Consider the following 22,450-nt stretch of genomic DNA (forward strand, 5'->3'; position numbering starts at 1 on the left):
CGGCAAACCTCCGCCACGGATGGACGACACCTGTCGTGCGCGAAGGGGAAACCCATGCCGCTTCCGCTCCTGGCGCTCGCCGCCTCGATCCTTCCAGAGATTGTGCGCGTCCTGGCCGGGGATCGCGCCGGGGCCGCCGCGGCCTCGGTCACCGAGGCCGTGCGCGTCGCGACGGGCACCGATGACCCGGAACTGGCCAAGCAGAAACTGGACGCCGACCCCGCCGCCGTGACGGCGCTGCGGGTGCAGCTTGCCCAGATCGCCATCGACGGCGAACGCCTTCGCTTCGAGGCGGAGGAGAAGCGGCGCCAGGCGGAGATCGACGAACTCAACAAGCGGCTGGCCGATGTGCAATCGGCCAGGAGCACGATGACGAGCCTGGCGGACAAGGGCAGCGCGATGGCCTGGGGGGCGCCGATCATCTCCCTGGTCGTCACGATCGGGTTTTTCTGGACCTTCTACATCGTGCGGCAGACCGACCTGTCGGTGAACCAGTCGGCGCGGGATTTGATGAACATCATCGTGGGGTCGCTGGTCGCGGCCTTTACCGCGGTGGTGAATTTCTGGATCGGCTCGTCGCAAGGCTCGCGGGACAAGGATGCGACGGTCCGCACCCTGCAGGCCGCGCAATCGGCCCAGGCGCAATCGGCCATCCAGGGACAGACAGAGCAGGCGCAGGCCGCGATCCAGGGGCTGCGGCAACTCGTGACCACGCCGGTCGCGGCGATGCATGCGGCGGGGCCGCAGAAACCCGGCAATTTCGACCGCTGCGTCGCGATGGTGCTGGAGAAGGAGGGCGGCTTCAGCAACCACCCGCGCGATCGCGGCGGGCCGACGAATTTCGGTATCACGCTGAAGGCCTTTGCCGATTTCAACGAGATGGATGCGGCGAGCGTCACCGAGGACATGATGCGCAACCTGAAGGTGGAGGAAGCCAGGGAGATCTATCGCGCCAAGTATTGGACCGCGGCCAATTGCGATGCGCTGCCGCCCGGGGTTGACCTGATGACCTTCGATTTCGGCGTGAACGCCGGGGTGCGGACCTCGATCAAGATGCTGCAGGAATTGGCGGGGGTGACGGCGGATGGATCGATCGGGCCGATCACCCTGGCGGCGGTGCGGGCCGGCAATCCCCGTGACCTGATCAACAAATTCGCCGAACGCCGGCTGGCGCATTACCAAAGCCTGGCGGAGTTCGACGTGTTCGGGCGCGGCTGGACGGCGCGCACCGTGTCGGTGCGGGATGAGGCGCTGCGGATGCTGGAGGCGGTGGCGGTGCCTACTCCGCCCTGATCCCGCCGGCGCGGACGACCGCGGCCCAGACCGCCTGTTCGGCCCGCAAGGCGGTCGCGAAATCGGCCGGGCTGTCGGCGATGATGGAAAAACCCTGGCGTTCCATCGCGGCCACCGTGTCGGGTTCCGCGACCCAGGCGCGCAGCGATGCATGGAGCCGCGCGATGATCGGCTCCGGCGTGCCGGCGGGGGCGAAGAAGGCCTGGAAATTGTCGGAGACGAGGCCGGCAAAGCCCTGTTCGACCAGGCTGGGCACGCCGCCGATGGCGACCGGGCCGGTGACGGCAAGGCCGCGCAGGGTGCCGGCGGCGACATGGGCTTGGGCCACGGGCAGGGAGGAGGAGACCATGTCCACCTGCCCGCCCAAGGCCGCCTGCACCGCGGGGGCGGCGCCGTTGAACGGCACGTGCAGGATGTCGATGTTGGCGCGCTGCTTGAGCATCTCCATCGCCAGGTGTGGCGAGGTGCCGATGCCGGGTGAGGAATAGGTCAGCGCCCCCGGCCGCGCCCGGGCCGCCGTGACCAGCCCCGCGATGTCCTGGAAGGGCCGGTCGGGGCGGGAGGCGATGATGTTGAAGGACGTGGCGACCCGCGTGACGGGGATCAGGTCGCGGGCCAGGTCGTAGGGCACCTGGGCATAGAGGCTGGGGTTGATCGCGATGGCGGCCGAGACGAACAGCAGGGTCGTGCCATCGGGGGTGGCGCGCGCCGCCTGGCCGATGCCGATATTGGCGCCGGCGCCGGGGCGGTTTTCCACGACGAAGGGCTGGCCGAGGCGGCTGGACAGGTCGCGCGCCGCTTGGCGCGCCAATTGGTCGGTCGGCCCGCCCGGGGCGAAGGGCACGATGACCCGGACGGGGCGGTCGGGCCAGGCGGTCTGGGCGATCGCGGGAAGCGCCAGCAGGGCGGGTGCGGCCAGCAGGGCGCGGCGGTGGACAGGGTTGCGCATGGGGCTTTGCCTCGGTAGTTTTTTATCGACAATATGTTTCCGCCACCCAGTGTATCGACAAGGGGGTGCCGGGCAAAGGGAGGCGGACAATGCGGCTTGTGACGTTTGATGCGGGTGCCGGCGCGCGCGTGGGTGTGGTGCTGGATGCGACCGGGGCCAGCGTGTTGGACCTGCATGCGGCTTCGGGCGGGGCTGCGCCCTATGCGTCGATGCTGGCGCTGATCGCGGCCTGGCCGCAGGTGAAGGCGCAGGTCGCGGGTTGGGCGGCGAGCCCGCCGGCGGGTGCCACGGTGACTGGTGCCAAGCTGCTGGCGCCGATCCCCCGGCCCGCGAAAAACGTGTTCTGCGTCGGCCGCAACTATCAGGCGCATATCAACGAGGGGCTGAAGGCCCGCGGCGCCCCCCCTGCCCCGCCGCCGGCCCTGCCGGAATTCTTCACCAAGCCGCCGACCGCCGTGATCGGGCCGGATGAGCCGACGCTGCATTTCCCGATCAATACCGCGATGGATTACGAGGTCGAGCTGGTGCTGATCATCGGCACCACCGGGCGCGACATCGTCCAGGCCGACGCCCTCAAGCACATCTTTGGCTATACGGTCGGCAATGACGTGACGGCGCGCCGGTTGCAGCGGGCGCATGGGCAGTGGTTCAAGGGCAAGGGGTTGGACAAGTCCTGCCCGCTCGGCCCCTGGATCGTGACGGCGGATGCGCTGGACCCGATGGATCTGCAATTGACCATGACGGTGAATGGCGAGCTGCGGCAGGACAGCCGGACCAGCAACATGATCTTCCCGATCCCGTCGATCATCGAGCATCTGTCGGCCGGGTTGACCCTGGAGGCGGGGGACATCGTGATGACCGGCACGCCGCATGGCGTGGGCTATGCGATGGACCCGCCGCAGCATCTGAAGGCCGGGGACAAGATGGAGGCCTATGTCGAAGGCATCGGCACCTTGCGGACGCCGGTGATCGACGCCTGAGGGCTGTCTCGCCGGGCTGGGGGCGTCGCGGAATTGTGGACGGACGTAAACGGTCGGTTCACGGAATGGGGCCCAGAAGGCGGGCATGACGTCCGGCCCGGTTTTCAGGATGGGGCCGCCGGACACCGCCGGGGTTCCGCCCATGTCCGCCTTGTTCCAGCGCCTGCTGCGCCGGCTTCGCTACCGCCCCGAGCGCCGCTACATGCGGGGCGCCCCGAAGCCGCCGCTTTATTGACTTGACCGCCTGATTGACTTGGCCAACCGGGCGGGGTTCCTGCGCCGCGAACAGACACGCGGAGCCCCACCCCATGCGCCCATCCGGCCGCCTTCCCGACCAGTTGCGGGAGGTCATCCTGACTCCCGGCGTTTCCCGCTACGCCGAGGGCTCCTGCCTGATAAAAATGGGCGTGACGGAGGTGCTGTGCACCGCCAGCGTCGAGGCGCGGGTGCCGCCTTTCCTGCGCGGCAAGGGCCAGGGCTGGGTCACCGCCGAATACGGCATGCTGCCCCGCGCGACGCATACCCGCGGCGATCGTGAAGCGGCGCGTGGCAAGCAATCGGGCCGCACGCAGGAAATCCAGCGCCTGATCGGCCGCGCGCTGCGCGCCGTGACCGACCGCGAGGCGATGGGCGAGATGAGCATCACGCTCGACTGCGACGTGCTGACCGCCGATGCGGGCACGCGCTGCGCCGCCATAACGGGGGCCTGGGTCGCGCTGCATTTGGCCTTCCAGCATTGCGTGAAGTTGAACGTGCTGCCGCGCGTGCCGCTGTCGGGCCAGGTCGCGGCGGTGTCCTGCGGGCTCTACAAGGGCACGCCGGTGCTGGACCTGGATTATGCCGAGGATAGCGACGCCCAGGCGGATGCGAATTTCGTGCTGACCGAGAGCGGCGGCATCGTCGAAATCCAGGGCACCGCCGAACAGGATCCGTTTTCGGAGGCCGAGTTCCTGGCGCTGATGGCGCTGGCGCGGCAGGGCACGGCGGCGCTGTTCGCGGCGCAGCAGAAGGCGCTGGGTCTCTGATGCACCGCAGGCTGACCGAGACCCGGATCTGCCTGGCCAGCCACAATGCCGGCAAGGTGGCGGAGAACGCCGCCTTGCTGGCCGAGCATGGCATTTCGGTGGTGAGCGCCAAGGAATTGGGCCTGCCGGAACCGGCGGAGACGGAAACGACCTTCATCGGCAATGCCACGATCAAGGCGCTGGCTGCGGCGCGGGCGTCGGGGATGGTGGCGCTGGCCGATGACAGCGGGTTTTCGGTGGCGTCGCTGGATGGCGCGCCGGGGGTTTATACCGCCGATTGGGCGGAGACGCCGACCGGGCGCGACTACCAGATGGCGATGGCCAAGGTCGAGAAACTGGCGCGCCACGACCGCGACCGCCGCGCCTGGTTTTCCTGCGCGCTGGTCCTGGCCTGGCCCGATGGCCATACCGAGGGTGTGTTGGGTGAGGCGCATGGCACCTGGGTCTGGCCGCCACGCGGGGACAAAGGTTTTGGCTATGACCCGATGTTCATTCCCGACGGCATGACGCAAAGTTTTGCTGAAATCGACCCGGCCGAAAAACACCGCATCAGCCATCGTGCGGCGGCGTTCCGGCTGTTGAAGGAGGCTTGCCTGGGATGACGATCGTTGTTTCGCCGCGCTGGATCTGGGATGCGGCCGGGGGGCTGCGCGGCGGGCAGCATGTGGTCATCGAGGGCAACAGGATTGCCGATGTGGTCGCCGAGGCACCGACCTTGGATGCCGACCGCATCGCCCTGCCGGACAGCCTGCTGATCCCGGGGTTTGTGAACCTGCATAACCACGCCTTCAGCGCGCCGCTGTTCCGGGGCCTGGCGGATGACATTGGCGAGGCGGATCTGCCGGGCGATGTCGTCTATTCGCTGCTGATGCCGCTGGGCGACATCGCGGCGGAAATCCTGGACGAGGAGGAGATCGGCGACGTCGCGGAAATGGCGTTGCTGGAGAATCTGAAGGGTGGATCGACCACCATCATGGATATCTGGCGGCTGCAACAGGCGCCTTTTGTCGGGCGTGCGAAGCGGCTGGGGTTAAGGACCTATTCCTGTCCCTACCTGTTCTCGACACCGAAGATGGATATGACGCCGGATGGGAAGCCGGTGACGGCACCGCTGGCGGCGGATACCGGCTTCGGCACGGTGATGGCGCTGATCGCGGCGCATGACGAGGGGCCGCGTGGACGGACTCGTGTCGGGTTCGGGCCGCATGGGCTGGATACCTGCACGCCGGACCTGCTGCGGCAAATTGGCGCGGCGGTCGAAAAACTTGGCGTGCCGCTGACGATCCATGCGGCGCAGTCGGCGGTGGAACTGGGGATCGTGCAGGAGCGCTACGGCACCTCGCCGATCCGGCATTTGCGGGATTTGGGGCTGCTGCGGCCGGGGACTGTGTTGGCGCATTGCGTGTTCGCGACCGACGAGGAATTGGCGATCGTCAAGGAACACGGGGCGGCGATTGCGTCCTGCCCCTATGCGTTTGCGCGTAGCGGCGTCGCGGTGCCGTTTGCGCGGTTCCTCGACAGCGGCATCCGGCTGGGTGTCGGGACGGATGGCGTTGGGCTGGACATGGTGGCGGAACTGCGCGCCGCGGCGCTGCTGGCGAAGGTGCAGGCGGGGCGGGCGGGGATCGCTTCGGCGGAGGCGATGCTGGGGGCTGCGACCCTGTCGGGGGCCGAGGCCATCCTGCGGCCGGACCTGGGGGTGATCGCGCCGGGGGCGACCGCCGACCTGTTACTGTTCGACCTGTCGGGCGCGCGTTACCAGCCGGTGTGGAACCCGTTGCAGGCGCTGCTGACCAATGGCGTCGCTGCCGATCTGCACAGCCTGTTCGTCGATGGCGTGCCGTTGCTGCGCGACCGCCAGGTGCTGGTGGCGGATGAGGTTTCCGTCGTGCGGCGCGGTGGGGCCGCGATCCGGCGGGTGTGGGATCATGCGCGGGATATGGGGCGGTTGCCGGCGGGGATCGCGGCGCGGTTGGCGCAGTGACACGTTCGGCCATCGTCCTTGGCGCGGGGATGGTCGGGGTGTCGGTGGCGCTGCATCTGCGGCGGCGCGGCTACGATGTGGTGCTGGTGGATCGGCGCGGGCCGGGCGAAGGCGCGTCCTTCGGCAATGGCGGGCTGATCCAGCGGGAGGCGGTGTATCCCCATCCCTTCCCGCGCGACATCGCGGAACTGCGGCGGATTGTCGGGAACCGGCAGGTCGATACCGCCTACCACATCGGCGCCCTGCCGGGGTTGGCGGCGCCGCTGCTGCGGTATTGGTGGCATTCCGAACCGCAACGCTACCTGGACGCGGTGCGCGGGCATGCGGCGCTGATCGCGACCTGCCTGGATGAGCATATGGCGCTCGCCCGCGACACCGAGGCGATGGCGCTGTTGCGGCCGATCGGCTGGATGAAGGTGTTTGCGGACCCGAACATGCTGGACGCGGCGCTGGCGCAGGCCGAGGCGGCGCGGCGGGATCATGGCGTCAATTTCACCGCCCTGGACCGCGCGGGAGTGGCCGCGGCCGAACCGCATCTGCTGGTGGAACGGGCGGGCGGCATTCATTGGACCGACCCGTTTTCCGTCAGCGACCCGCATGCGCTGACGCTGGCCTATGCGCGGCGTTTTGCCGAGGCGGGCGGAACGCTGGCCATCGGCGATGCGACCACCCTGCGGCGGGCGGGGTCAGGCTGGCAGGTCACGAGTGCGGCCGGGCCGGTGGAGGCCGCCGAGGTGGTGGTGGCGCTGGGCGATGCCTCGGCGCGGGTGACGAAGCCGCTGGGCTATGCGCCGCCGGTGTTTGGCAAGCGTGGCTACCACGCGCATTTCGGCCTGCACGGCAATGCGACGCTGAACCGCCCCGTGCTGGACGTGGGCAGCGGGTTTTTGTTGGCGCCGATGCGGGCGGGGGTGAGGCTGACCACGGGGGCGGAATTCGCGCAGCCGGGAGCGGCGCCGAGCCCGATGCAATTGGACCGGGCCGAACCCGTCGCGCGGGCGTTGCTGCCGCTGGCGGAACGGGTGGAGGTCACGCCCTGGATGGGCGTGCGGCCCTGCACGCCGGATATGCTGCCGATCATCGGGCGGATGCCGGGGCAGGCAGGGGCGTGGTGCGCCTTTGGACATGCGCACCAGGGGCTGACCTTGGGGCCGACGACGGGGCGGTTGTTGGCGGAGATGATGGTGGGCGAGCAGCCGTTCGTGGCACCGGAGGCGTATCGGCCGGAGCGGTTCGGGTAGCGCCGTGGATGTGGCTCCGCCCCCCTCCCCGCCAGGGGCCGCCGCCCCTGGACCGGCGGCATTGGTAAAATGCGGAGAGGGGCATGGCGCGCCTTGGATCAATGGCGCGCGCTTGATGCCCCTCTCCGCATTTTACCAAGCATCGTGGGTTGCAAGGGGCCACGGCCCCTTGCTGGGGAGAGTTTGAGAGGGGCAACGCCCCTCTCAAGGCGCGACCTCACACGATCTTGCGATCCGCCGGCAGGAACCGGTCCGTGTACGTAAAATCCATCGACGGGCGGATCGGGATGTCGAAGGCTTCGGCGACTTGTGCCGCCGAGCGTTCGAAGCGCGCCTGCACCACGCTGCTGACGCCATTGGCGCGCACGTGCGGGGTCAGCAGCGCGACTTCGTTGATCAGTTCGTTGCGTTGGATTTCCACGGCCTCGTCGATCAGCGGTTCGCGGCGTTTCAGCGATGCCATGGCGGCGCGCGGATCGGCGACCATGGCGCGGATGCCATCGATGGTGGCGGCGACGAAGGCCGTCACGGCTTCGGGGTTCCGCTCGGCGTAATCCTTCCGGCAGACCAGGCCAGAGGAATAGAGTTCCACGCCAAAGCGGTTGTATTGCAGCCAGCCGATGTCATTCAGCGGCACGCCGCTGCCGACCATGTTCAGCGCTGTGGTGGTCAGGAAGCCCAGCGTCGCATCGGCGCGGCGCTGCACCACCATCGCGTCGCGCAGTTGCGCGTTGACCGACAGGAACTCGATCTTCGACACGTCGATCTGGTTGGCGCGGGCGAAGATCGGGAAGAGCAGGCGCGTGCCCTCGCCATCGGTGACGGAGACCTTGCGGCCCTCCAGGTCCTTCGGGCGGGTGATGCCGCTGGACTTGAGGAAGATCGCGGCATTCGGCGATGCGTCGTAGAGCACGAAGACCGAGACGAGCTGGTTGTTCGGGTTGTCGTGGTTGAACTTCAGCAGCAGGTTCGTATCGGCGAAGCCGATGTCATAGGTGCCGGCAGCGACCTTGGTCATGGTGTCGCCCGAGCCGAAGCCGCGATCGATGCCGACATCCAGGCCGCGCGCGGTGAAGAAGCCGCGGTCGCCGGCCAGGGTCCAGGCGGAATGGGCGGATTGCCAGGTCCAGTCGAGCACGAAACGCACCCGGCGCGGCGCGGTCTGCGCGCGGACGGCGGGGGCGGCGAGCAAGGCGGCCCCGGCCAGAAGGGCACGACGTGGGACGGTGGTCATCTGTGGACTCTCCTGTGGGATGGGCTGCGCCATGCAACGGACGGGCCAGCCTATCGGTCGGGCTTGGCGGGAGGCAACCGTTGCGCCAGCCTGCTCGCCACGGGGGGGAAAATCCATGGCGGACAGGGCACCGGTGGCATTGGTCACGGGCGGGCGGCGCGGCATCGGGCGGGGCATCTGCCTGGCCCTGGCGGCCGAGGGGTTTGACGTCGTCGTGGCCGACCTGGGCCGCGATGCGGATGCCGACGAAACAATGGCCGCCATCATGGCACTGGGCCGCCGGGCCGCCTGGCTGACCGCCGATATCGCCGATGTGGACGGCCATGCGGGCATCGCGGCGGCGGCGTTTGGCGCCTTTGGCACCCTGGATTGCCTGGTGAACAATGCCGGCGTGCAGGTCGCGGTGCGCGGGGATCTGTTGGACACGAGCGCAGAGTCCTTCGACCGCCTGATGGGGGTGAACCTGCGCGGGACCTTCTTCCTGACCCAGGCGATCGCGCGGCGGATGCTGGCGGAGGAGCGTGGCGATGATGCGACGCCGCGCAGCATCGTCACCATCACCTCGGCCAATGCCTTCATCCCGGCGCCGGACCGGGCGGAGTATTGTTTCTCGAAATCCGCGCTGTCGATGATGGTGAAGGTGCTGGCGCTGCGCCTGGCGCCGCACGGCATCGCCGCGCATGAGGTGCGGCCCGGCATCATCCGCACGGCGATGACCGCGCCGGCGGCGTCGGCCCATGGCGCGCGGATCGCGTCAGGCGTGGTGCCGGCGCGACGCTGGGGGGAGCCGGAGGATGTCGGCCGCGTGGTCGCCACCCTGGCCGCGGGGCGCATGCCGTTTTCGACCGGCGATGCGTTTCACGTCGATGGCGGTCTGCACTTGCCGAGTATTTAATTTCAGTTGCGGCGGCGGCGTTCCTGCGCCTCGACCCGGCGCATGTCGACGAAGACGGCATAATCCTCATGTCGCGTCAGGGCCCAGCCGATGGCGCTGCCGCGTTCGATGGCGCGATGCACATCGGGGGCGGCGCTGGGCAACGCGAGGTGGAAGGCGATCATGTCCTGCTTGAAGGCGGCGGGCAGGTCGGTGCGCACGACCAGAGGGCCGTTCTGGATCGGGCGGGAGCGCCAGATGATCCGCACGTCGGACATCTTCAGCAGGCCCTTGTCCACCGCCGCGCGCAGGGCGCCGCGCGAAAAGCCCTGGGATTCCTCGCCCTGGCCGCTGGCCCAGGCGACACCTGCGTCATATTGCCGCCCCAGCACCGCGACCATTGCCTGTTCATGCCCGCCGGCGAAGCCGGTGCGACCAAAAAACTGCTCGGGGTTGATGCCGGCGCCGCGCAGTTCCGACCGTGGGATCAGGTAGCCGCTGGCCGAATTCGGATCGGACCAGGCCATCGCCTTGCCGCGCATCTGTTCCAGGGTCGTGATGCCGCTGTCGGCGCGGACATACATGACCGAGACATAGGAGGTGCTGCCATCGGCCTCCTTCGTCACCAGCAGGGGTTCGACGCCGCCATTGGTGTCCATCCAGGTCGCGGCATAGGCGGCGGGCGACATGTAGGAGGCTTCGAGTTGCCTCGCCGAAAAGGCCTGCTGCACGCCCGAATAATCGGCGGCGAAGAGGAGGCGGACGGGGATGCCGAAATTCTCCTCCATCATGCGGCGGTAGCCGTCGTAGCGGCCGAGGCGATCGGCCTCGTTCTCGCCGCCCAGGATGCCGAAGCGCAGCACCGGCACCTGGTCGGCCCAGGCGCGGCGGCCGGCCGGCGGCATGGGATGGGTTTCGACCTGCGCCCGGGCCGAGAGGGGGATGGCGGCCAGGAGGGCGGCCAGGCTGCGGCGATGCATGGGTTCGGTTCCGGGTTGCTCCGACGGGATGCTGTCACACGCGGTCCTGTGTTCCAAGCGACGGCTTCCCAGCGGGCCGGGGCGTCCCCATGCTTGATCCATGCGGGATAGCTACGACCTTCTGGTGATCGGCGGCGGGATCAATGGCGCCGGGATCGCGCGGGATGCCGCGGGGCGCGGCCTGTCGGTGCTGCTGGTCGAAAAGGGCGACCTGGGGGGGGCGACGTCATCGGCCTCGTCCAAGCTGATCCATGGCGGGCTGCGCTACCTGGAGCAGTATGAGTTCCGCCTGGTGCGGGAGGCGCTGGCCGAACGCGAGGTGTTGTTGCGCTTGGCGCCGCATATCGCCTGGCCCTTGCGCTTCGTGCTGCCGCACCGGCCGGCGATGCGCCCGGCCTGGCTGATCCGGGCGGGGCTGTTCCTGTATGATCATCTGGCGCGGCGCGTGACCTTGCCGGCGAGCAGAAGCCTGGCGCCCGGCGACCCGCTGCTGGCGCCGCTGGCGGCGGGGGCGCGCGGCTTCGCCTATTCCGACGCCTGGGTGGAGGACAGCCGGCTGACCCTGCTGAACGCGCGTGACGCGGCGCGGCGGGGAGCGGAGGTCCTGGTGCGCACGGCCTTCGTGGACGCCACGCGCGATGCCAGGGGCTGGACGGCGCGGCTGGTGGGGCCGGATGGCGCGGCCCGTAGCGTGCGGGCGCGTGCGATGGTCAATGCGGCTGGCCCCTGGGTGATGGCGACCCAGGCGGCCACCGGGGCGCCGGCCAGCGGTCGCGTGCGGTTGGTTCGCGGCAGTCATATCGTGGTGCCGCGGCTGCATGATGGCGACCAGGCCTTCATCCTGCAGAATGACGACGGGCGCGTGGTCTTCGTGATCCCGTATGAGGGCCGGTTCAGCCTGATCGGCACGACCGACGAACCGCAGGGGGATGAGGCCCCGGTCTGCACGCCGGCCGAGGAAGCCTATCTCTGCGCCGCCGTCAGCGCGCAATTCGCCCGTCCGGTGACGCCGGCCGATATCGTTTGGCGCTATGCCGGGGTGCGGCCGTTGTTCGACGATGGCGCGGGGGCGGCATCGGAGGTGACGCGCGACTATGTGCTGCGGCTGGATGAGGGTGGCGCCCCGCTGCTGACCGTCTATGGCGGCAAGATCACGACCTTCCGGCATCTGGCGCAGGAGGCGGTGGACCGGCTGTGCCGTGCCATGGGGCGCGATGCCGCAGCCTGGACCGCCGGGGCGGTGCTGCCGGGCGGCGACCTGGGCGGCCTGTCGCTGGCGGCGTTCGAGGAAGCGGCGGCGCTGCGCTTCCGCTTCCTGCCGCGCGCGGTGCTGGCGCGGATGGTGCGGTGCTATGGCAGCGAGATCGACCTGGTGCTGGCCGGCGCCGAAGGGTTGAACGACCTGGGGCCGGATCTGGGCGCGGGGCTCTATGCCTGCGAGATCGCCTGGATGAAGGCGCATGAATTCGCCACCACGGCCGAGGACGTGCTGTGGCGCCGCACCAAGCGTGGGTTGCATCTGGACGATGCGGCCCGGGACCGGGCGGCGCGGGCGATCGAGGCGTTGCTGGCATAGGGTTTGCTGCACCGGTCCCAGAACCTAGGTCTGGAGGCCCGCATGAAGCGCCGCGATTTCCTGAAGGTTGCCCCCGCCGCAGCATTGGCGGCCCCCGCCGTCGCGCAGGCGCAGACGGCAGCCCCGACCCGCAACGAAACCCTGCTGCTGGTGCAGGAATACGGGCCGAACAGCCTGGACATGCAGGGAATTGGCTCATCCCAGCCGGTCAATGGCGTGGCGCTGAACTGCTACGACCGCCTGGTGAAGTTCAAGCAGGTGCGCGTCGATGACGTGACCACCAGCTTCGACATCAATGCGCTGGAACCGGAACTGGCCGAATCCTGGCAGGACGCCAGCGATGGCACGAGCGTTACGTTCAAGATTCGTGCAGATGCCCGTTTCCATAGCGGCCGCACCGTCACGGCACGCGATGTCAAGTGGTCGCTGGACCGCGCCGTGAGCATCGGCGGCTTCGCCACCACCCAGATGAACGCAGGCTCCCTGGAGAAGCCGGAGCAGTTCGTCGCGGTGGACGACAAGACCTTCCGCATCGATTTCCTGCGCCGCGACAAGCTGACGATGCCGAACCTGGCCGTCACCATCCCCTTCGTCTTCGACAGCGAACTGGCCATCCGCAATTCCGGCGGCGATGTCTGGGCCAAGGATTACCTGAAGAATAACATCGCCGGCGGCGGTGCCTTCAAGGTCGAGGCCTGGCGCCCGGGCACCGAGACCATCTACACGCGCAACGACGACTGGAAGAACGGGCCGCTGCCGAAGCTGCGGCGGGTGATCGCGCGCGACATCCCCTCCCCCAGCACGCGCCGGGCGTTGATCGAACGTGGGGATGCCGACATCTCCTACGGCCTGCCGCCCAAGGACTTTGCTGATCTGGCGGCGGCCGGGCGGGTGCGGGTCTCGGCGGTGCCGGTGCCGAATGCGATCTGGTATGTCGCGCTGAATTCCTCGCTGCCGCCCTTCAACAACGTGAAGCTGCGTCAGGCCGTGGCCTGGGCGATCCCTTATGAGCAGATCATGCAGGCGTCGCTGTTCGGGCGCGGCGTGCCGATGTGGGGCGGGCCGTCCACCCCGGCGCAACTGACCTGGCCGGTGCCCTTCCCCTATACCTCCAACATCGACCGCGCGAAGGCGCTGATGGCGGAATCGGGCGTGGCGCCGTTCAGCACATCGCTGGTCTTCGACGCGGGGTCGGGCACGATCGCCGAGCCGATGGCCGTGCTGGTCAAGGAAGCGCTGGCGCCGCTCGGCATCACCGTCGAGCTGAACAAGGTGCCTGGTGCGAACTTCCGTGGCGAGTTGAACAAGAAGACGGCGCCAATGGTGATCAACCGCTTCGGCGGTTGGCTGGATTGGCCCGACTACTTCTTCTTCTGGAACTACCACGGCAACAATTCGATCTTCAACGTCGCGGCCTACCAGAACCCGGCGATGGACCGCTTGATCGACGCGGCGCGCTTCGCGCCAAATGCGCCGGCCTATGCCGATGCGGTGCGCGGGTTCCTGGAGTTGGGGATGCAGGAAGTGCCCTTCATCCCGATCGCGCAGCCGTTCCATGACGTGGCGATGCAGCGGACCATCGGCGGGTATCAATTCTGGCCCTGCCGCGAACCGGACTTCCGTTTCCTGACGAAGGGATGAGGGGCGTCCTCCTCCGGTTGGTGGGATCGCTGCCGGCGCTGGTAGCCGTGGTGATCGTCACCTTCATCCTGACGCGGGTGCTGCCCGGCGATACCGCGACGTATTTTGCCGGGCCGACCGCGAGTGCGGAGAGCATCGCGCAGATCAAGCGGGAATTGGGGCTGGATCGCCCGCTGCTGGAGCAGTTCGGCAATTACGTGCAGGCGCTGGCGCGGGGCGATCTGGGGATGTCGTTGACCACCGGGCAGCCGGTGTTGAAGGACATCGTGGCGCGGCTGCCGGCTTCGGCGGAACTGACCCTGGCCGGGCTGTTGATCGCCATGGGTATCGCCATTCCGCTGGGCATCGTGGCGGCGGTGAAGCAGGGCTCCTGGGCCGACCATGCCTGCCGCATCATCGTGACCGCGGGCGTGTCGCTGCCGGTGTTCTTCACCGGGTTGCTGCTGGTCTATGTCTTCTACTTCCTGCTGGGCTGGTCGCCGGCGCCGGTGGGGCGGCTGGATGCGTTTGCCTCGGCACCGCCGACCTATACGGGCTTCTACCTGATCGATGCGGCGATTGCCGGCGATTGGGAGACGTGGCGCAGCGCCTTCGCGCAGTTGATCCTGCCGGCGGCGACGCTGGGATTGTTCGCGCTGGCGCCGATCGCGCGCATCACGCGGGCGTCGATGCTGGCGGTGCTGGGGGCGGAGTTCATCCGCACGGCACGCGCATCGGGGCTGTCGTCGAACACCATCATCCTGACCTATGCGCTGCGGAACGCGCTGCTGCCGGTGGTGACGACGCTTGGCATGGTCTTCTCCTTCCTGCTCGGCGCGAATGTGCTGGTCGAGAAAGTCTTTGCCTGGCCGGGGATCGGATCCTACGCGGTCGAGGCGCTGATCGCATCGGATGGCGCGCCGGTGCAGGGGTTCGTGCTGACCATGGCGATCCTCTACGTCGTGCTTAACCTGACGATCGACCTGGTGAATCGGTTGCTTGACCCAAGGGCGCGCCAGGCATGAGCGACACAGCACTCGGCCACGCCCGGCATGTGGTGTCGGAGAACCCGGTCACCGGCATCGCGCTGGGGCTGTTCGTCTTCTTCGTGCTGGCCGCGATTTTTGGGCCGTCCCTGGCGCCCTATGACCCGCTGGCGAGCAACACCATGCGCGCGCTGCAACCGCCATCGGCGCAGCATTGGTTCGGCACGGACCAGATCGGGCGCGACATTTTTTCGCGCGTGCTGGTGGCGACGCGGTTGGATCTGGGGATCGCCGCGGCATCGGTCGCGCTGGTGTTTGCTGCCGGGGGGTTTGCTGGGCTGGTGTCGGGGTTCTTCGGCGGCTGGGTGGACCTGGTGATCGGGCGGATCACCGACACCATCATGGCGTTCCCGCTGTTCGTGCTGGCGATGGCGATTGTCGCGGCGCTGGGCAATACCGTGCCGAATATCGTTCTGGCGACGGCGATCATCAACTTTCCGCTCTATGTGCGCATTGCGCGGGCGGAGACGGTGCAACGGCGGGAAGCCGGGTTCGTCGATGCTGCCCGCATCGCCGGGCACCGGGACATGGGCGTGCTGCTGAGCCAGGTGGCGCCGAACATCATGCCGATCATGGTGGTGCAGATGTCGCTGACCATGGGCTACGCCATCCTGAACGCGGCGGGGCTGTCCTTCATCGGCCTGGGCGTGCGCGCGCCGACGCCGGAATGGGGGATCATGGTGGCGGAGGGTGCCGCCTTCATCGTCTCCGGCGAATGGTGGGTGGCGCTGTTCCCGGGGGCCACGCTGATGGTCGCGGTATTCTGCTTCAACCTGTTGGGCGACGGCGTGCGGGATATCGTCGATCCCCGGAGGCGGACGTGAGGACGCCGATATGCTCAAGGGGTTGGTGGACGTGAGCAACGTCCTCGACGTCAAGGATTTCTCGGTCGAGTTCCGCACGCGCTCCGGCATCGTGAAGGCGCTGGACCGCATCGCCTTCACCGTCGGCGCCGGCGAAACCCTGGCGCTGGTTGGTGAATCCGGATCGGGGAAATCCGTCACCGCCTATGCGCTGCTCGGCCTGCTGGATGCCGCCGGGCGGATCACCGGCGGGAGTGCCGTGCTTGAGGGCACGGAACTGACCACCGCCTCCCCCGCCACGCTCTCGGCGATCCGCGGCAAGCGCGCGTCGATGGTGTTCCAGAACCCGCGCGCGGCGTTGAACCCGATCCGTGCCGTGGGGGCGCAGATCGCCGATGTCCTGCGCCGCCATGCCGGTCTGTCGTCACGCGCGGCGGCCGAGGGCGCGATCGAGATGCTGCGCGCCGTCGGCATTCCCGACCCGGTGCGGCGATCGGCGGCCTATCCTTTCGAATTGTCGGGCGGCATGTGCCAGCGGGTGATGATCGCCATCGCGGTGGCGACGCGTCCCGCGCTGCTGATCGCGGATGAACCGACCACCGGGCTCGATGTCACCACCCAGGCGGTGGTGATGGATATCATGGGCAAGTTGGCCGCCGACACCGGCATGGCGACCATCCTGATCACCCACGACCTTGCGCTGGCAGCCGAACGCGCCGGGCGGATTGCGGTGATGCATGCTGGGCATATCGTCGAGGATGCGCCGACCAAGACCCTGCTGAGCAATCCTCGCCACCCCTATACGCGGCGGCTGCTGGCGGCGACGCCGACGGCGGCGGGGTCGCTGGCCGATTTGCGCTCGATCCCCGGCAGCCTGCCGGATCTGCGACGCACCGACCTGGCGCCGTGCCGTTTCGCGGCGCGCTGCGATCGTCACTTGCCGGACTGCGACCAGCCCCTGGTCTGGCGCGACATCGCGCCGCAACACCGCATCGCGTGCTGGAACCCGGCATGAGCCATATGATCGGCAATGACCCGACCCCGCCGGAGCTGGAAGGCCCGGCGCTGCTGGATGTCGCGGAACTGTCCAAGCGTTTTCCCGTCGGCAGGAAGGGCTTTTTCAGCGGCAAGTCGCCGTCGATGGTGCATGCCGTGGATGACGTGTCGCTGACCCTGGCGCGGGGGGAGACACTGGGACTGGTTGGCGAATCCGGCTGCGGCAAATCGACCCTGGTGCGGCTGCTGACGCGGCTGACCGATCCGACCAGTGGGTCGATCCGCTTCGGCACGCGCGAACTTTCGGCCATCCCAGCCAAGGATTTCGCCAAGGATTTTGACCGCGCCCGGATCCAGATCGTGTTCCAGGACGCGGGTGAAAGCATCAACCCGCGCTTCACCGCGGCCGATGCCATCGCGGACCCGCTGCGGCAGTTGAAGGGGATGACCGGCGACGCATTGCGCGCGAAGGTCGAGGAAGCGGCGACGCTCTGCGGCCTGCCGCTGGAATTGCTGAACCGCTTTCCGCACCAATTGTCCGGCGGGCAGCGCGCCCGCGTCGGCATCGCGCGCGCCATCGGGCCGCGCCCGGATTTGCTGGTGCTGGATGAACCGACGGCCGCGCTGGATGTGTCGGTGCAGGTCACCATCCTGCAGTTGCTGGTGTCGCTGCGCGAAAGCCTCGGTATCTCCTACGTCTTCGTCAGCCATGATTTGAACGTGGTGCGGCTGCTCTGCGACCGGGTGGTGGTGATGTATCTGGGCAAGGTGGTGGAGGTCGGGCCGGCGCGGGCCGTCTTCGACAATCCGCTGCATCCCTATACGCGCGGGCTGGTGGCGGCGGTGCCGCGCTTCGACGGACTGCGCGACGACGCGCTGCGCCTGGTCGGCGACCCAAAAAGCCCGATCGACCCGGACCCCAACGCCTGCCGCTTTCATGGGCGCTGCCCGATGGGGGTGGATCGCTGCGGGACGGAGATGCCGGCGTTGCGGAAGTTTGGCGGCGGGCGCGAAGCGGCCTGCCATTTTGCCGAGGAAGCCCCGCTGGTGGAGATGGCGCTGAGCTAAGCGCTATCCCTTCACCGCGCCTGCGGCCAAGCCTGCGATGACATAGCGTTGCGCCGCCAGCACGAAGGCCAGCACAGGCGCCAGTTGCACCGTCGCCGCGGCAAACAGCACACCCCAATCCACGCCCTCGACCGTGCTCAGGATTTCACTGAGCACAAGCGGCGTCGTGCGGGCATGCCGCGTGGTGAAGACCAGGGCAAAGATGAACTCGTTCCAGGCATAGACGATGATGAAGAGCGATGCGGCGATGACCCCGTTCATCACCAGCGGGAAGACGATGCGCCGCAGGATCTGCAACAGGGTCGCGCCATCCACCACCGCTGCTTCTTCCAATTCGCGCGGCACTTGGTCGATGAAGGCGCGCATGATCCAGGTCGAAAGGCTGACGAAGAATGCCGAGTAGAGCAGGATCAGCACCAGATGCGTGTCACTGAGCCGCAGCCAGCTGAACACCGGGAACAGCGGCAGGGTCACCACGATCGGCGGCAGCATGCGCACCACCACCATGAAGAAGGCCGACAGCGTCAAGAGCCGGCTGCTGTAGCGCGAATAGACATAGCCGGCGCAGGTGGCGAAGAGGACGGTCATTCCCGTCGCGCCGATGGTGACGATCAGGCTGTTCAGCATGTTGTCGAAGAAGGCCGGCCACGCGCGCCAAAGCTCCCGATAGTTGTCAAGCGTGGGGGTGAAAATCAGCGTCGGCGGGATCGCGAAAATATCGCGCGGCGGCTTGAAGCTGGCGGAGATCACCATCGCGATCGGGAAGACCGACCAGCACACCGCCAGCGCGCCGAGCGACAGGCGGATCGCCTTGCTGGCCAGGCTCGGCCTAGCCACGGGCGAACATCCGCTTCCAGGCGGCGTAGAGGTAGGGTGTAGCGATGGTCAGCGACAGCAGCATCATCACCAGCCCGGTGGCCGAGGCCAGGCCGAATTCATGATACCGGAAGGCCTCGCGGTAGAGGTAGACGGCCAGCACCTCGGTCAGTCGCGCGGGTCCGCCCTCGGTCAGCAGCCAGATCTCGGAGAAGACCCGCATCGCCGTGATGTAGCGGAACATCAGCGCGACCAGCAGCGCCGGCAGGATGATCGGGAATTGCACATGGATGAAGACGCGCCAGCCGCCGGCGCCATCCACGGTCGCGGCTTCGATTAACTCGCGCGGCACCGCCTGCAAGGCGGCGTAGAGAATCAGGAAGGTGAAGGGCGTATGGATCCAGATCGACAGCAGTGACGCGAGCACCAGCGCGTCGGTGGGGTCGGAGGACCAGTCGAGTTGCCCGATGCCGATCTGGTCCAGCGTCCAACTCACCATGCCGATGTCCGGTTCCAGCACGAAGCGCCACATCGCCACGGCCGAGACTTCGTTGATGGCGTAGGGCGCGATCAGCAGCGCGATGAACAGCGTGCGGCACGGCATCCAGCCGATGGCGAGAAACGCGAGCCCCAGCCCCAGCAGCAATTCGCCATAGACGACGACATTGACCACCACAAAGGTGTTCCAGACCGCGCGCCAAAAGACGCGGTCCGCCGCCAGCGCGTAGAAATTGCCGAGGCCGACGAACTCCGCCTGCGCGGTGAAGGAGACCTTGTTGAGGCTGAGCCAGACGACCCAGACCGCCGGCAGCAGGATCAGCGCGATCAGCAGAAACTGGGCCGGCGTCAGCAGGACCCATTGCGCGAGGCCGGGCCGGCCGCCGAACATCGGTCGGGTGCGGCGCCGCGGCTTGGCCGCGACGGGCAGGTCCAGCGCGCTTGTTCGTTCGGCCGCGCTCAACTCGGCAGCAACGGCTCGATGCGCTGCTTGGCCGTGCGCATGGCGGCCAGCGGCTCCACCTGGCCCAGCATGGCGCGCTGGATTTCCTCCATGAAGATATCCATCGACCGGCCGGCGCCTTCAAAGCCAGGCACGGTCAGGCGGGCATAGGGCAGCACGCGCTTCTCGGTGGTCAGGAAGGGCGCCATCTCCTGCACCTTGGGATCGTCGTAGGCCGAGGCGCGGACCGGCCCGTTGCCGTTGACCGCCGCGCGGATGGTGCTGGCGCGGGACGACACCTCACGGATGAAGGACCAGGACAGGCGCTTGTCGCGGGCGTTCTTGGGAATCGCCATGGCCCAGACCGAGGTTTTTGCCGGCGCCAACGCGCCAGGGGGGCCGACGGCGGCGGCCATGGGGATCGGTATGACGTCGATTTCGCCGGCAAAGCGGCTTTGCCGGGGGTCGTTGTAGTTCACGAAGCGACCGAAAGGCTGCGTCGTCATCGCCGCGCGGCCCTGCTGCATGGCGGTGATCACCTCCTCCGTCTTGAAGGTCATCACGTTGCGCGGCAGCACGCCCCGGCGGAACCAGTCGCGCAGCAGCGCGACCGAGCGCACCGCCGGTTCCTGGTCGGCGACGAAGCGGTAGTCCTGAGTGATGAAGTCGCCGCCATGGGCGCGGATGAGGTCCATGGTGCCGGAGGGATCGTCCATGGAATTCACGAAGCCGGCGACGCGAGTGCCGTCCGACCGGGTGAAGGTCAGCTTGTCCGCCGCCTGGATGATCTCGTCGTAGGTCGTCGGCACGGCGGTCACGCCGCGTTCGCGCATCAGCGCGCGGTTGAAGAAGAAACCATGGGTGGCGTGGCGATAGGGGATGCCGGTCTGGCGGCCACGGAAATTGTGGGAGGCATACATGCCGGCGGGGATTTCGTCCGGCATCTCCAGCGGTTCGGCCGCCATGAAGGGGGTCAGGTCTTCGAACAGCGGCGCGACATGCGGCCCGGTGTAGCGGTCGAGCAGAAAGGCGACATCGACGCCGCCTTCGGCCAGGGCGGCTTCGCGATACACGCGCTCATGCACCGCCTCGACCCCAAAGGTCAGCCATTCCGTCTGCATGCCGGTGCTGGCGCGCCATTCCGCGCTGCTGTCGCCCCCCGTGGCGCCGGTGACGGCGCGCTGGTGCACCGCATGGCCCATGATGACGAAGCGGCGCGGCTGGGCGATGGCCGGTGCCGCCAGCACGGCGGCGGCGGATCCCAACAAGAGTCGGCGGGTCGTCGTCATCGGAGTTTTCCCTCCTGTTCCTTGGTGTTCAGTCCGGTGCCACGAGGCCCACCGGCTGGCGTTGGTAGATGTGCTGCCGGGCCGCCGCGATATGCGCCTGCATCTCCGCCCGCGCCAAAGTCGCATCCCGCCTGCGGATGGCGTCGAGGATGGTGCGGTGTTCGGCGGCGATCAATCGTGCCCGCGCGACCGGGTCGTGCAGGCCAAAATTCCGTACCTCGACCGGACCGAGGCCGATGAGGTTCGGCATCTGCTCCAGGGTCGCGATGAAGAAGCCGTTGCCCGAGGCATGTGCGACCGCGCGGTGGAAGCGGAAGTTGGTGTCCCGCACCAGTTCCGGGGAGACACTGGTCACCATCGCCTCGGCCTCGGCCAGGGCGTTCTCGATTTCGGACAGGGTGTCCGGCGTGTGGCGCAGGGCGGCGAGTTGCGCGACCTCGCCCTCGATCGCGATGCGGAACTCGTAGAGGCTTTCGACATCGGCGACCGTCGCGATCGGCGGGAAGCGCATGGCGCCGGCTTCCGGCCCGCGCAGCACCAGGGTGCCACTGCCCTGCTGCGAACTGACGTAGCCCTGGTCGCGCAATTTTGCGAGCGCCGCCCGCAGCACCGGGCGGGAGACACCAAAGCGACGGCACAGGGTAAATTCGGTCGGCAGCTTGCAGTCGCGTGGGAAATCGCCACGGTCGATCAGCCGGCGCAGCTGCTCCTCCACCCTGTCAGCCAGGGTGGGGGCGCGGGCTGCATGCTGCGGCTGGGCGCCCGTCATGGTGTCAGACGGGCCGTTCGCCGCGCGTGGTCAGCCGGTGCATTCGCCGGCGACCGAGGCCGGTGAAGGCATCGCGCCGATGCATGGTGCAGCGGTTGTCCCAGATCACCAGGTCGCCGAGTTTCCATTCCTGCGCCCAGACGCGGGAGGGATCATTGGCGGTGGCGAAGAGTTCGTCGCAGAGCGCTTCCGACTGCGCCAAGGGCAGGCCGGGGATATAGGCGCCGAAGCGGCGGCCGAGGTAGAGCGCCTGGCGGCCGCTGAGCGGATGGGTGCGGATGATCGGATGGATCGGGCCCGGCATCTCCCGCACGTCATCCGTCTCGATGTCCTTGTAGCCCGGGCGCCGGCCGCCCTGGGCGTTGTGGCTGGCCTGGTGCTTCATGCGCAGGCGCTTGATGCGCTCCCGCGTCTCCGGCGAAAGCGCGCCGAGGGCCGCATACATATTGGCGAAGGAGGTATTGCCGCCGGTCGGCGGAACCTCCCGCGCCAGCAGCATGGTGAGGGCGGAGGGCGTGTCGGTGAAGGCGAGGTCGGTGTGCCAGTGCAATTCGCCGTCGCCATGCTCGCCGATCGGCTTGCCGTCGTCGGTGACGTTGGAGATGATCGTCACGTAGCGGGCGTTCTCGAGATAGACGGGCCGGCTGCGGGTGAAGTCCGGCGAAGGGAGGAGTTCCCCAAAGCGGCTGCCGAAGCGTTCGAAGGCGACGTCGTCGATATCCGTGCTGCGGATGCGAATGACAAGGTGGTCAAGCAGCGCCTGACGGACGACGGCCATATCCTCGTCCGAGAAATGGCCTGGGTCGAAATCGACGATGTCGGCACCAAGCGGGCCGCCGGTTGGTACGGCACGGACCCTGGTCTGGGCTTCGGCGAGCATGGACGCCTCCTCTGTCCTTGATGGACTTATTTGTCCGCATGCTCGCGGCGATCTTGCCAATTTGTCAACGGCAATTCGCGAGCACCC

21 protein-coding genes are annotated in these 22,450 nt (G+C 68.0%); 13 read left to right on the forward strand and 8 right to left on the reverse strand.

All coding sequences use genetic code 11. The features are described from left to right. The first annotated feature begins 54 nt into the window (after nucleotides 1-54). Nucleotides 55-1,293 carry a glycoside hydrolase family 108 protein gene (locus ACQW02_RS20910; RefSeq protein ID WP_431281837.1) on the forward strand — a complete coding sequence of 413 codons (1,239 nt, stop codon included), beginning with the start codon at nucleotides 55-57 and terminating at the stop codon, nucleotides 1,291-1,293. Here the strand turns inward: ACQW02_RS20910 and ACQW02_RS20915 are convergent. After that, nucleotides 1,280-2,242 (reverse strand): Bug family tripartite tricarboxylate transporter substrate binding protein, encoded by a 963-nt coding sequence (locus ACQW02_RS20915; RefSeq protein ID WP_431281838.1) that lies wholly within the window; start codon nucleotides 2,240-2,242, stop codon nucleotides 1,280-1,282. The genes ACQW02_RS20910 and ACQW02_RS20915 overlap by 14 nt on opposite strands. An 89-nt stretch (nucleotides 2,243-2,331) precedes the next feature. On the opposite strand from ACQW02_RS20915, the gene ACQW02_RS20920 reads away from it, so the two are divergent. The 5 genes from ACQW02_RS20920 (at nucleotide 2,332) to ACQW02_RS20940 (ending at nucleotide 7,472) form a co-directional block, all read left to right on the forward strand. Next, nucleotides 2,332-3,222 carry a fumarylacetoacetate hydrolase family protein gene (locus ACQW02_RS20920; RefSeq protein ID WP_431281839.1) on the forward strand — a complete coding sequence of 297 codons (891 nt, stop codon included), beginning with the start codon at nucleotides 2,332-2,334 and terminating at the stop codon, nucleotides 3,220-3,222. 308 nt (nucleotides 3,223-3,530) lie between these two features. Next, nucleotides 3,531-4,247, forward strand: coding sequence for a ribonuclease PH (gene rph / locus ACQW02_RS20925; protein ID WP_431281840.1), 717 nt, complete (start codon nucleotides 3,531-3,533; stop codon nucleotides 4,245-4,247). Further along, nucleotides 4,247-4,849 (forward strand): non-canonical purine NTP pyrophosphatase, encoded by a 603-nt coding sequence (locus tag ACQW02_RS20930; RefSeq protein WP_431281841.1) that lies wholly within the window; start codon nucleotides 4,247-4,249, stop codon nucleotides 4,847-4,849. Before rph ends, ACQW02_RS20930 begins: the two co-directional genes overlap by 1 nt. Beyond that, a complete protein-coding gene (locus ACQW02_RS20935) occupies nucleotides 4,846-6,231 on the forward strand; it encodes an amidohydrolase family protein (RefSeq protein WP_431281842.1) in 1,386 nt (461 codons plus the stop codon). The genes ACQW02_RS20930 and ACQW02_RS20935 overlap by 4 nt, the downstream gene beginning before the upstream one ends. Next, nucleotides 6,228-7,472, forward strand: a complete 1,245-nt coding sequence (locus tag ACQW02_RS20940; protein WP_431281843.1) for an NAD(P)/FAD-dependent oxidoreductase — start codon at nucleotides 6,228-6,230, stop codon at nucleotides 7,470-7,472. The genes ACQW02_RS20935 and ACQW02_RS20940 overlap by 4 nt, the downstream gene beginning before the upstream one ends. A 217-nt stretch (nucleotides 7,473-7,689) precedes the next feature. On the opposite strand, the gene ACQW02_RS20945 is transcribed toward ACQW02_RS20940, so the two are convergent. After that, complete coding sequence (locus tag ACQW02_RS20945; protein ID WP_431281844.1) at nucleotides 7,690-8,706, reverse strand: ABC transporter substrate-binding protein; 1,017 nt, start codon at nucleotides 8,704-8,706, stop codon at nucleotides 7,690-7,692. A gap of 115 nt (nucleotides 8,707-8,821) precedes the next feature. On the opposite strand from ACQW02_RS20945, the gene ACQW02_RS20950 reads away from it, so the two are divergent. Beyond that, a complete protein-coding gene (locus ACQW02_RS20950; RefSeq protein ID WP_431281845.1) occupies nucleotides 8,822-9,601 on the forward strand; it encodes a 3-ketoacyl-ACP reductase in 780 nt (259 codons plus the stop codon). 2 nt (nucleotides 9,602-9,603) lie between these two features. Here the strand turns inward: ACQW02_RS20950 and phnD are convergent, their stop codons facing one another. Continuing rightward, a complete protein-coding gene (gene phnD, locus ACQW02_RS20955; protein ID WP_431281846.1) occupies nucleotides 9,604-10,560 on the reverse strand; it encodes a phosphate/phosphite/phosphonate ABC transporter substrate-binding protein in 957 nt (318 codons plus the stop codon). A 100-nt stretch (nucleotides 10,561-10,660) separates the two neighbouring features. Between phnD and glpD the strand changes: the two genes are divergently transcribed. From glpD to ACQW02_RS20985, 6 genes are read left to right on the forward strand one after another with little or no spacing between them, the layout of a single operon-like run. Continuing rightward, entirely contained in the window at nucleotides 10,661-12,136 is a 1,476-nt protein-coding gene (glpD, locus tag ACQW02_RS20960) for a glycerol-3-phosphate dehydrogenase (protein WP_431281847.1), read from the forward strand. A 42-nt stretch (nucleotides 12,137-12,178) separates the two neighbouring features. Then, the gene (locus ACQW02_RS20965; protein WP_431281848.1) at nucleotides 12,179-13,777 is read left to right on the forward strand and encodes an ABC transporter substrate-binding protein; all 1,599 of its coding nucleotides are present in this window, start codon (nucleotides 12,179-12,181) and stop codon (nucleotides 13,775-13,777) included. Continuing rightward, a complete protein-coding gene (locus ACQW02_RS20970) occupies nucleotides 13,774-14,781 on the forward strand; it encodes an ABC transporter permease (protein ID WP_431281849.1) in 1,008 nt (335 codons plus the stop codon). Before ACQW02_RS20965 ends, ACQW02_RS20970 begins: the two co-directional genes overlap by 4 nt. Continuing rightward, on the forward strand, nucleotides 14,778-15,626 hold the full coding sequence (locus tag ACQW02_RS20975) for an ABC transporter permease (RefSeq protein ID WP_431281850.1): 849 nt from the start codon (nucleotides 14,778-14,780) through the stop codon (nucleotides 15,624-15,626). The genes ACQW02_RS20970 and ACQW02_RS20975 overlap by 4 nt, the downstream gene beginning before the upstream one ends. Nucleotides 15,627-15,657: 31 nt before the next feature. Further along, nucleotides 15,658-16,620, forward strand: a complete 963-nt coding sequence (locus ACQW02_RS20980) for an ABC transporter ATP-binding protein (protein WP_431281851.1) — start codon at nucleotides 15,658-15,660, stop codon at nucleotides 16,618-16,620. Continuing rightward, entirely contained in the window at nucleotides 16,617-17,669 is a 1,053-nt protein-coding gene (locus ACQW02_RS20985) for an ABC transporter ATP-binding protein (RefSeq protein WP_431281852.1), read from the forward strand. Before ACQW02_RS20980 ends, ACQW02_RS20985 begins: the two co-directional genes overlap by 4 nt. A gap of 3 nt (nucleotides 17,670-17,672) precedes the next feature. On the opposite strand, the gene ACQW02_RS20990 is transcribed toward ACQW02_RS20985, so the two are convergent. From ACQW02_RS20990 to ACQW02_RS21010, 5 genes are read right to left on the reverse strand one after another with little or no spacing between them, the layout of a single operon-like run. Next, a complete protein-coding gene (locus tag ACQW02_RS20990; protein WP_431281853.1) occupies nucleotides 17,673-18,506 on the reverse strand; it encodes a carbohydrate ABC transporter permease in 834 nt (277 codons plus the stop codon). Next, the gene (locus ACQW02_RS20995; RefSeq protein ID WP_431281854.1) at nucleotides 18,499-19,446 is read right to left on the reverse strand and encodes a carbohydrate ABC transporter permease; all 948 of its coding nucleotides are present in this window, start codon (nucleotides 19,444-19,446) and stop codon (nucleotides 18,499-18,501) included. The genes ACQW02_RS20990 and ACQW02_RS20995 overlap by 8 nt, the downstream gene beginning before the upstream one ends. Then, nucleotides 19,443-20,714: an ABC transporter substrate-binding protein gene (locus tag ACQW02_RS21000; protein WP_431281855.1), complete on the reverse strand. Its 1,272-nt coding sequence runs from the start codon at nucleotides 20,712-20,714 to the stop codon at nucleotides 19,443-19,445. The genes ACQW02_RS20995 and ACQW02_RS21000 overlap by 4 nt, the downstream gene beginning before the upstream one ends. A gap of 28 nt (nucleotides 20,715-20,742) precedes the next feature. After that, nucleotides 20,743-21,483: a FadR/GntR family transcriptional regulator gene (locus ACQW02_RS21005; RefSeq protein WP_431281856.1), complete on the reverse strand. Its 741-nt coding sequence runs from the start codon at nucleotides 21,481-21,483 to the stop codon at nucleotides 20,743-20,745. A gap of 4 nt (nucleotides 21,484-21,487) precedes the next feature. Continuing rightward, on the reverse strand, nucleotides 21,488-22,363 hold the full coding sequence (locus ACQW02_RS21010; RefSeq protein WP_431281857.1) for a TauD/TfdA dioxygenase family protein: 876 nt from the start codon (nucleotides 22,361-22,363) through the stop codon (nucleotides 21,488-21,490). Nucleotides 22,364-22,450 lie beyond the last annotated feature (87 nt).

Source organism: Humitalea sp. 24SJ18S-53, from assembly GCF_050632385.1.
Classification (GTDB): Bacteria; Pseudomonadota; Alphaproteobacteria; order Acetobacterales; family Acetobacteraceae; genus Humitalea.

Bases quoted from the DNA above. Each gene is read 5' to 3' on its own strand.
- ACQW02_RS20910 (WP_431281837.1), top strand. From the start codon at position 55: ATGCCGCTTCCGCTCCTGGCGCTCGCCGCCTCGATCCTTCCAGAGATT.
- ACQW02_RS20915 (WP_431281838.1), bottom strand. From the start codon at position 2,242: ATGCGCAACCCTGTCCACCGCCGCGCCCTGCTGGCCGCACCCGCCCTG.
- ACQW02_RS20920 (WP_431281839.1), top strand. From the start codon at position 2,332: ATGCGGCTTGTGACGTTTGATGCGGGTGCCGGCGCGCGCGTGGGTGTG.
- rph (WP_431281840.1), top strand. From the start codon at position 3,531: ATGCGCCCATCCGGCCGCCTTCCCGACCAGTTGCGGGAGGTCATCCTG.
- ACQW02_RS20930 (WP_431281841.1), top strand. From the start codon at position 4,247: ATGCACCGCAGGCTGACCGAGACCCGGATCTGCCTGGCCAGCCACAAT.
- ACQW02_RS20935 (WP_431281842.1), top strand. From the start codon at position 4,846: ATGACGATCGTTGTTTCGCCGCGCTGGATCTGGGATGCGGCCGGGGGG.
- ACQW02_RS20945 (WP_431281844.1), bottom strand. From the start codon at position 8,706: ATGACCACCGTCCCACGTCGTGCCCTTCTGGCCGGGGCCGCCTTGCTC.
- ACQW02_RS20950 (WP_431281845.1), top strand. From the start codon at position 8,822: ATGGCGGACAGGGCACCGGTGGCATTGGTCACGGGCGGGCGGCGCGGC.
- phnD (WP_431281846.1), bottom strand. From the start codon at position 10,560: ATGCATCGCCGCAGCCTGGCCGCCCTCCTGGCCGCCATCCCCCTCTCG.
- glpD (WP_431281847.1), top strand. From the start codon at position 10,661: ATGCGGGATAGCTACGACCTTCTGGTGATCGGCGGCGGGATCAATGGC.
- ACQW02_RS20965 (WP_431281848.1), top strand. From the start codon at position 12,179: ATGAAGCGCCGCGATTTCCTGAAGGTTGCCCCCGCCGCAGCATTGGCG.
- ACQW02_RS20970 (WP_431281849.1), top strand. From the start codon at position 13,774: ATGAGGGGCGTCCTCCTCCGGTTGGTGGGATCGCTGCCGGCGCTGGTA.
- ACQW02_RS20975 (WP_431281850.1), top strand. From the start codon at position 14,778: ATGAGCGACACAGCACTCGGCCACGCCCGGCATGTGGTGTCGGAGAAC.
- ACQW02_RS20985 (WP_431281852.1), top strand. From the start codon at position 16,617: ATGAGCCATATGATCGGCAATGACCCGACCCCGCCGGAGCTGGAAGGC.
- ACQW02_RS21000 (WP_431281855.1), bottom strand. From the start codon at position 20,714: ATGACGACGACCCGCCGACTCTTGTTGGGATCCGCCGCCGCCGTGCTG.
- ACQW02_RS21005 (WP_431281856.1), bottom strand. From the start codon at position 21,483: ATGACGGGCGCCCAGCCGCAGCATGCAGCCCGCGCCCCCACCCTGGCT.
- ACQW02_RS21010 (WP_431281857.1), bottom strand. From the start codon at position 22,363: ATGCTCGCCGAAGCCCAGACCAGGGTCCGTGCCGTACCAACCGGCGGC.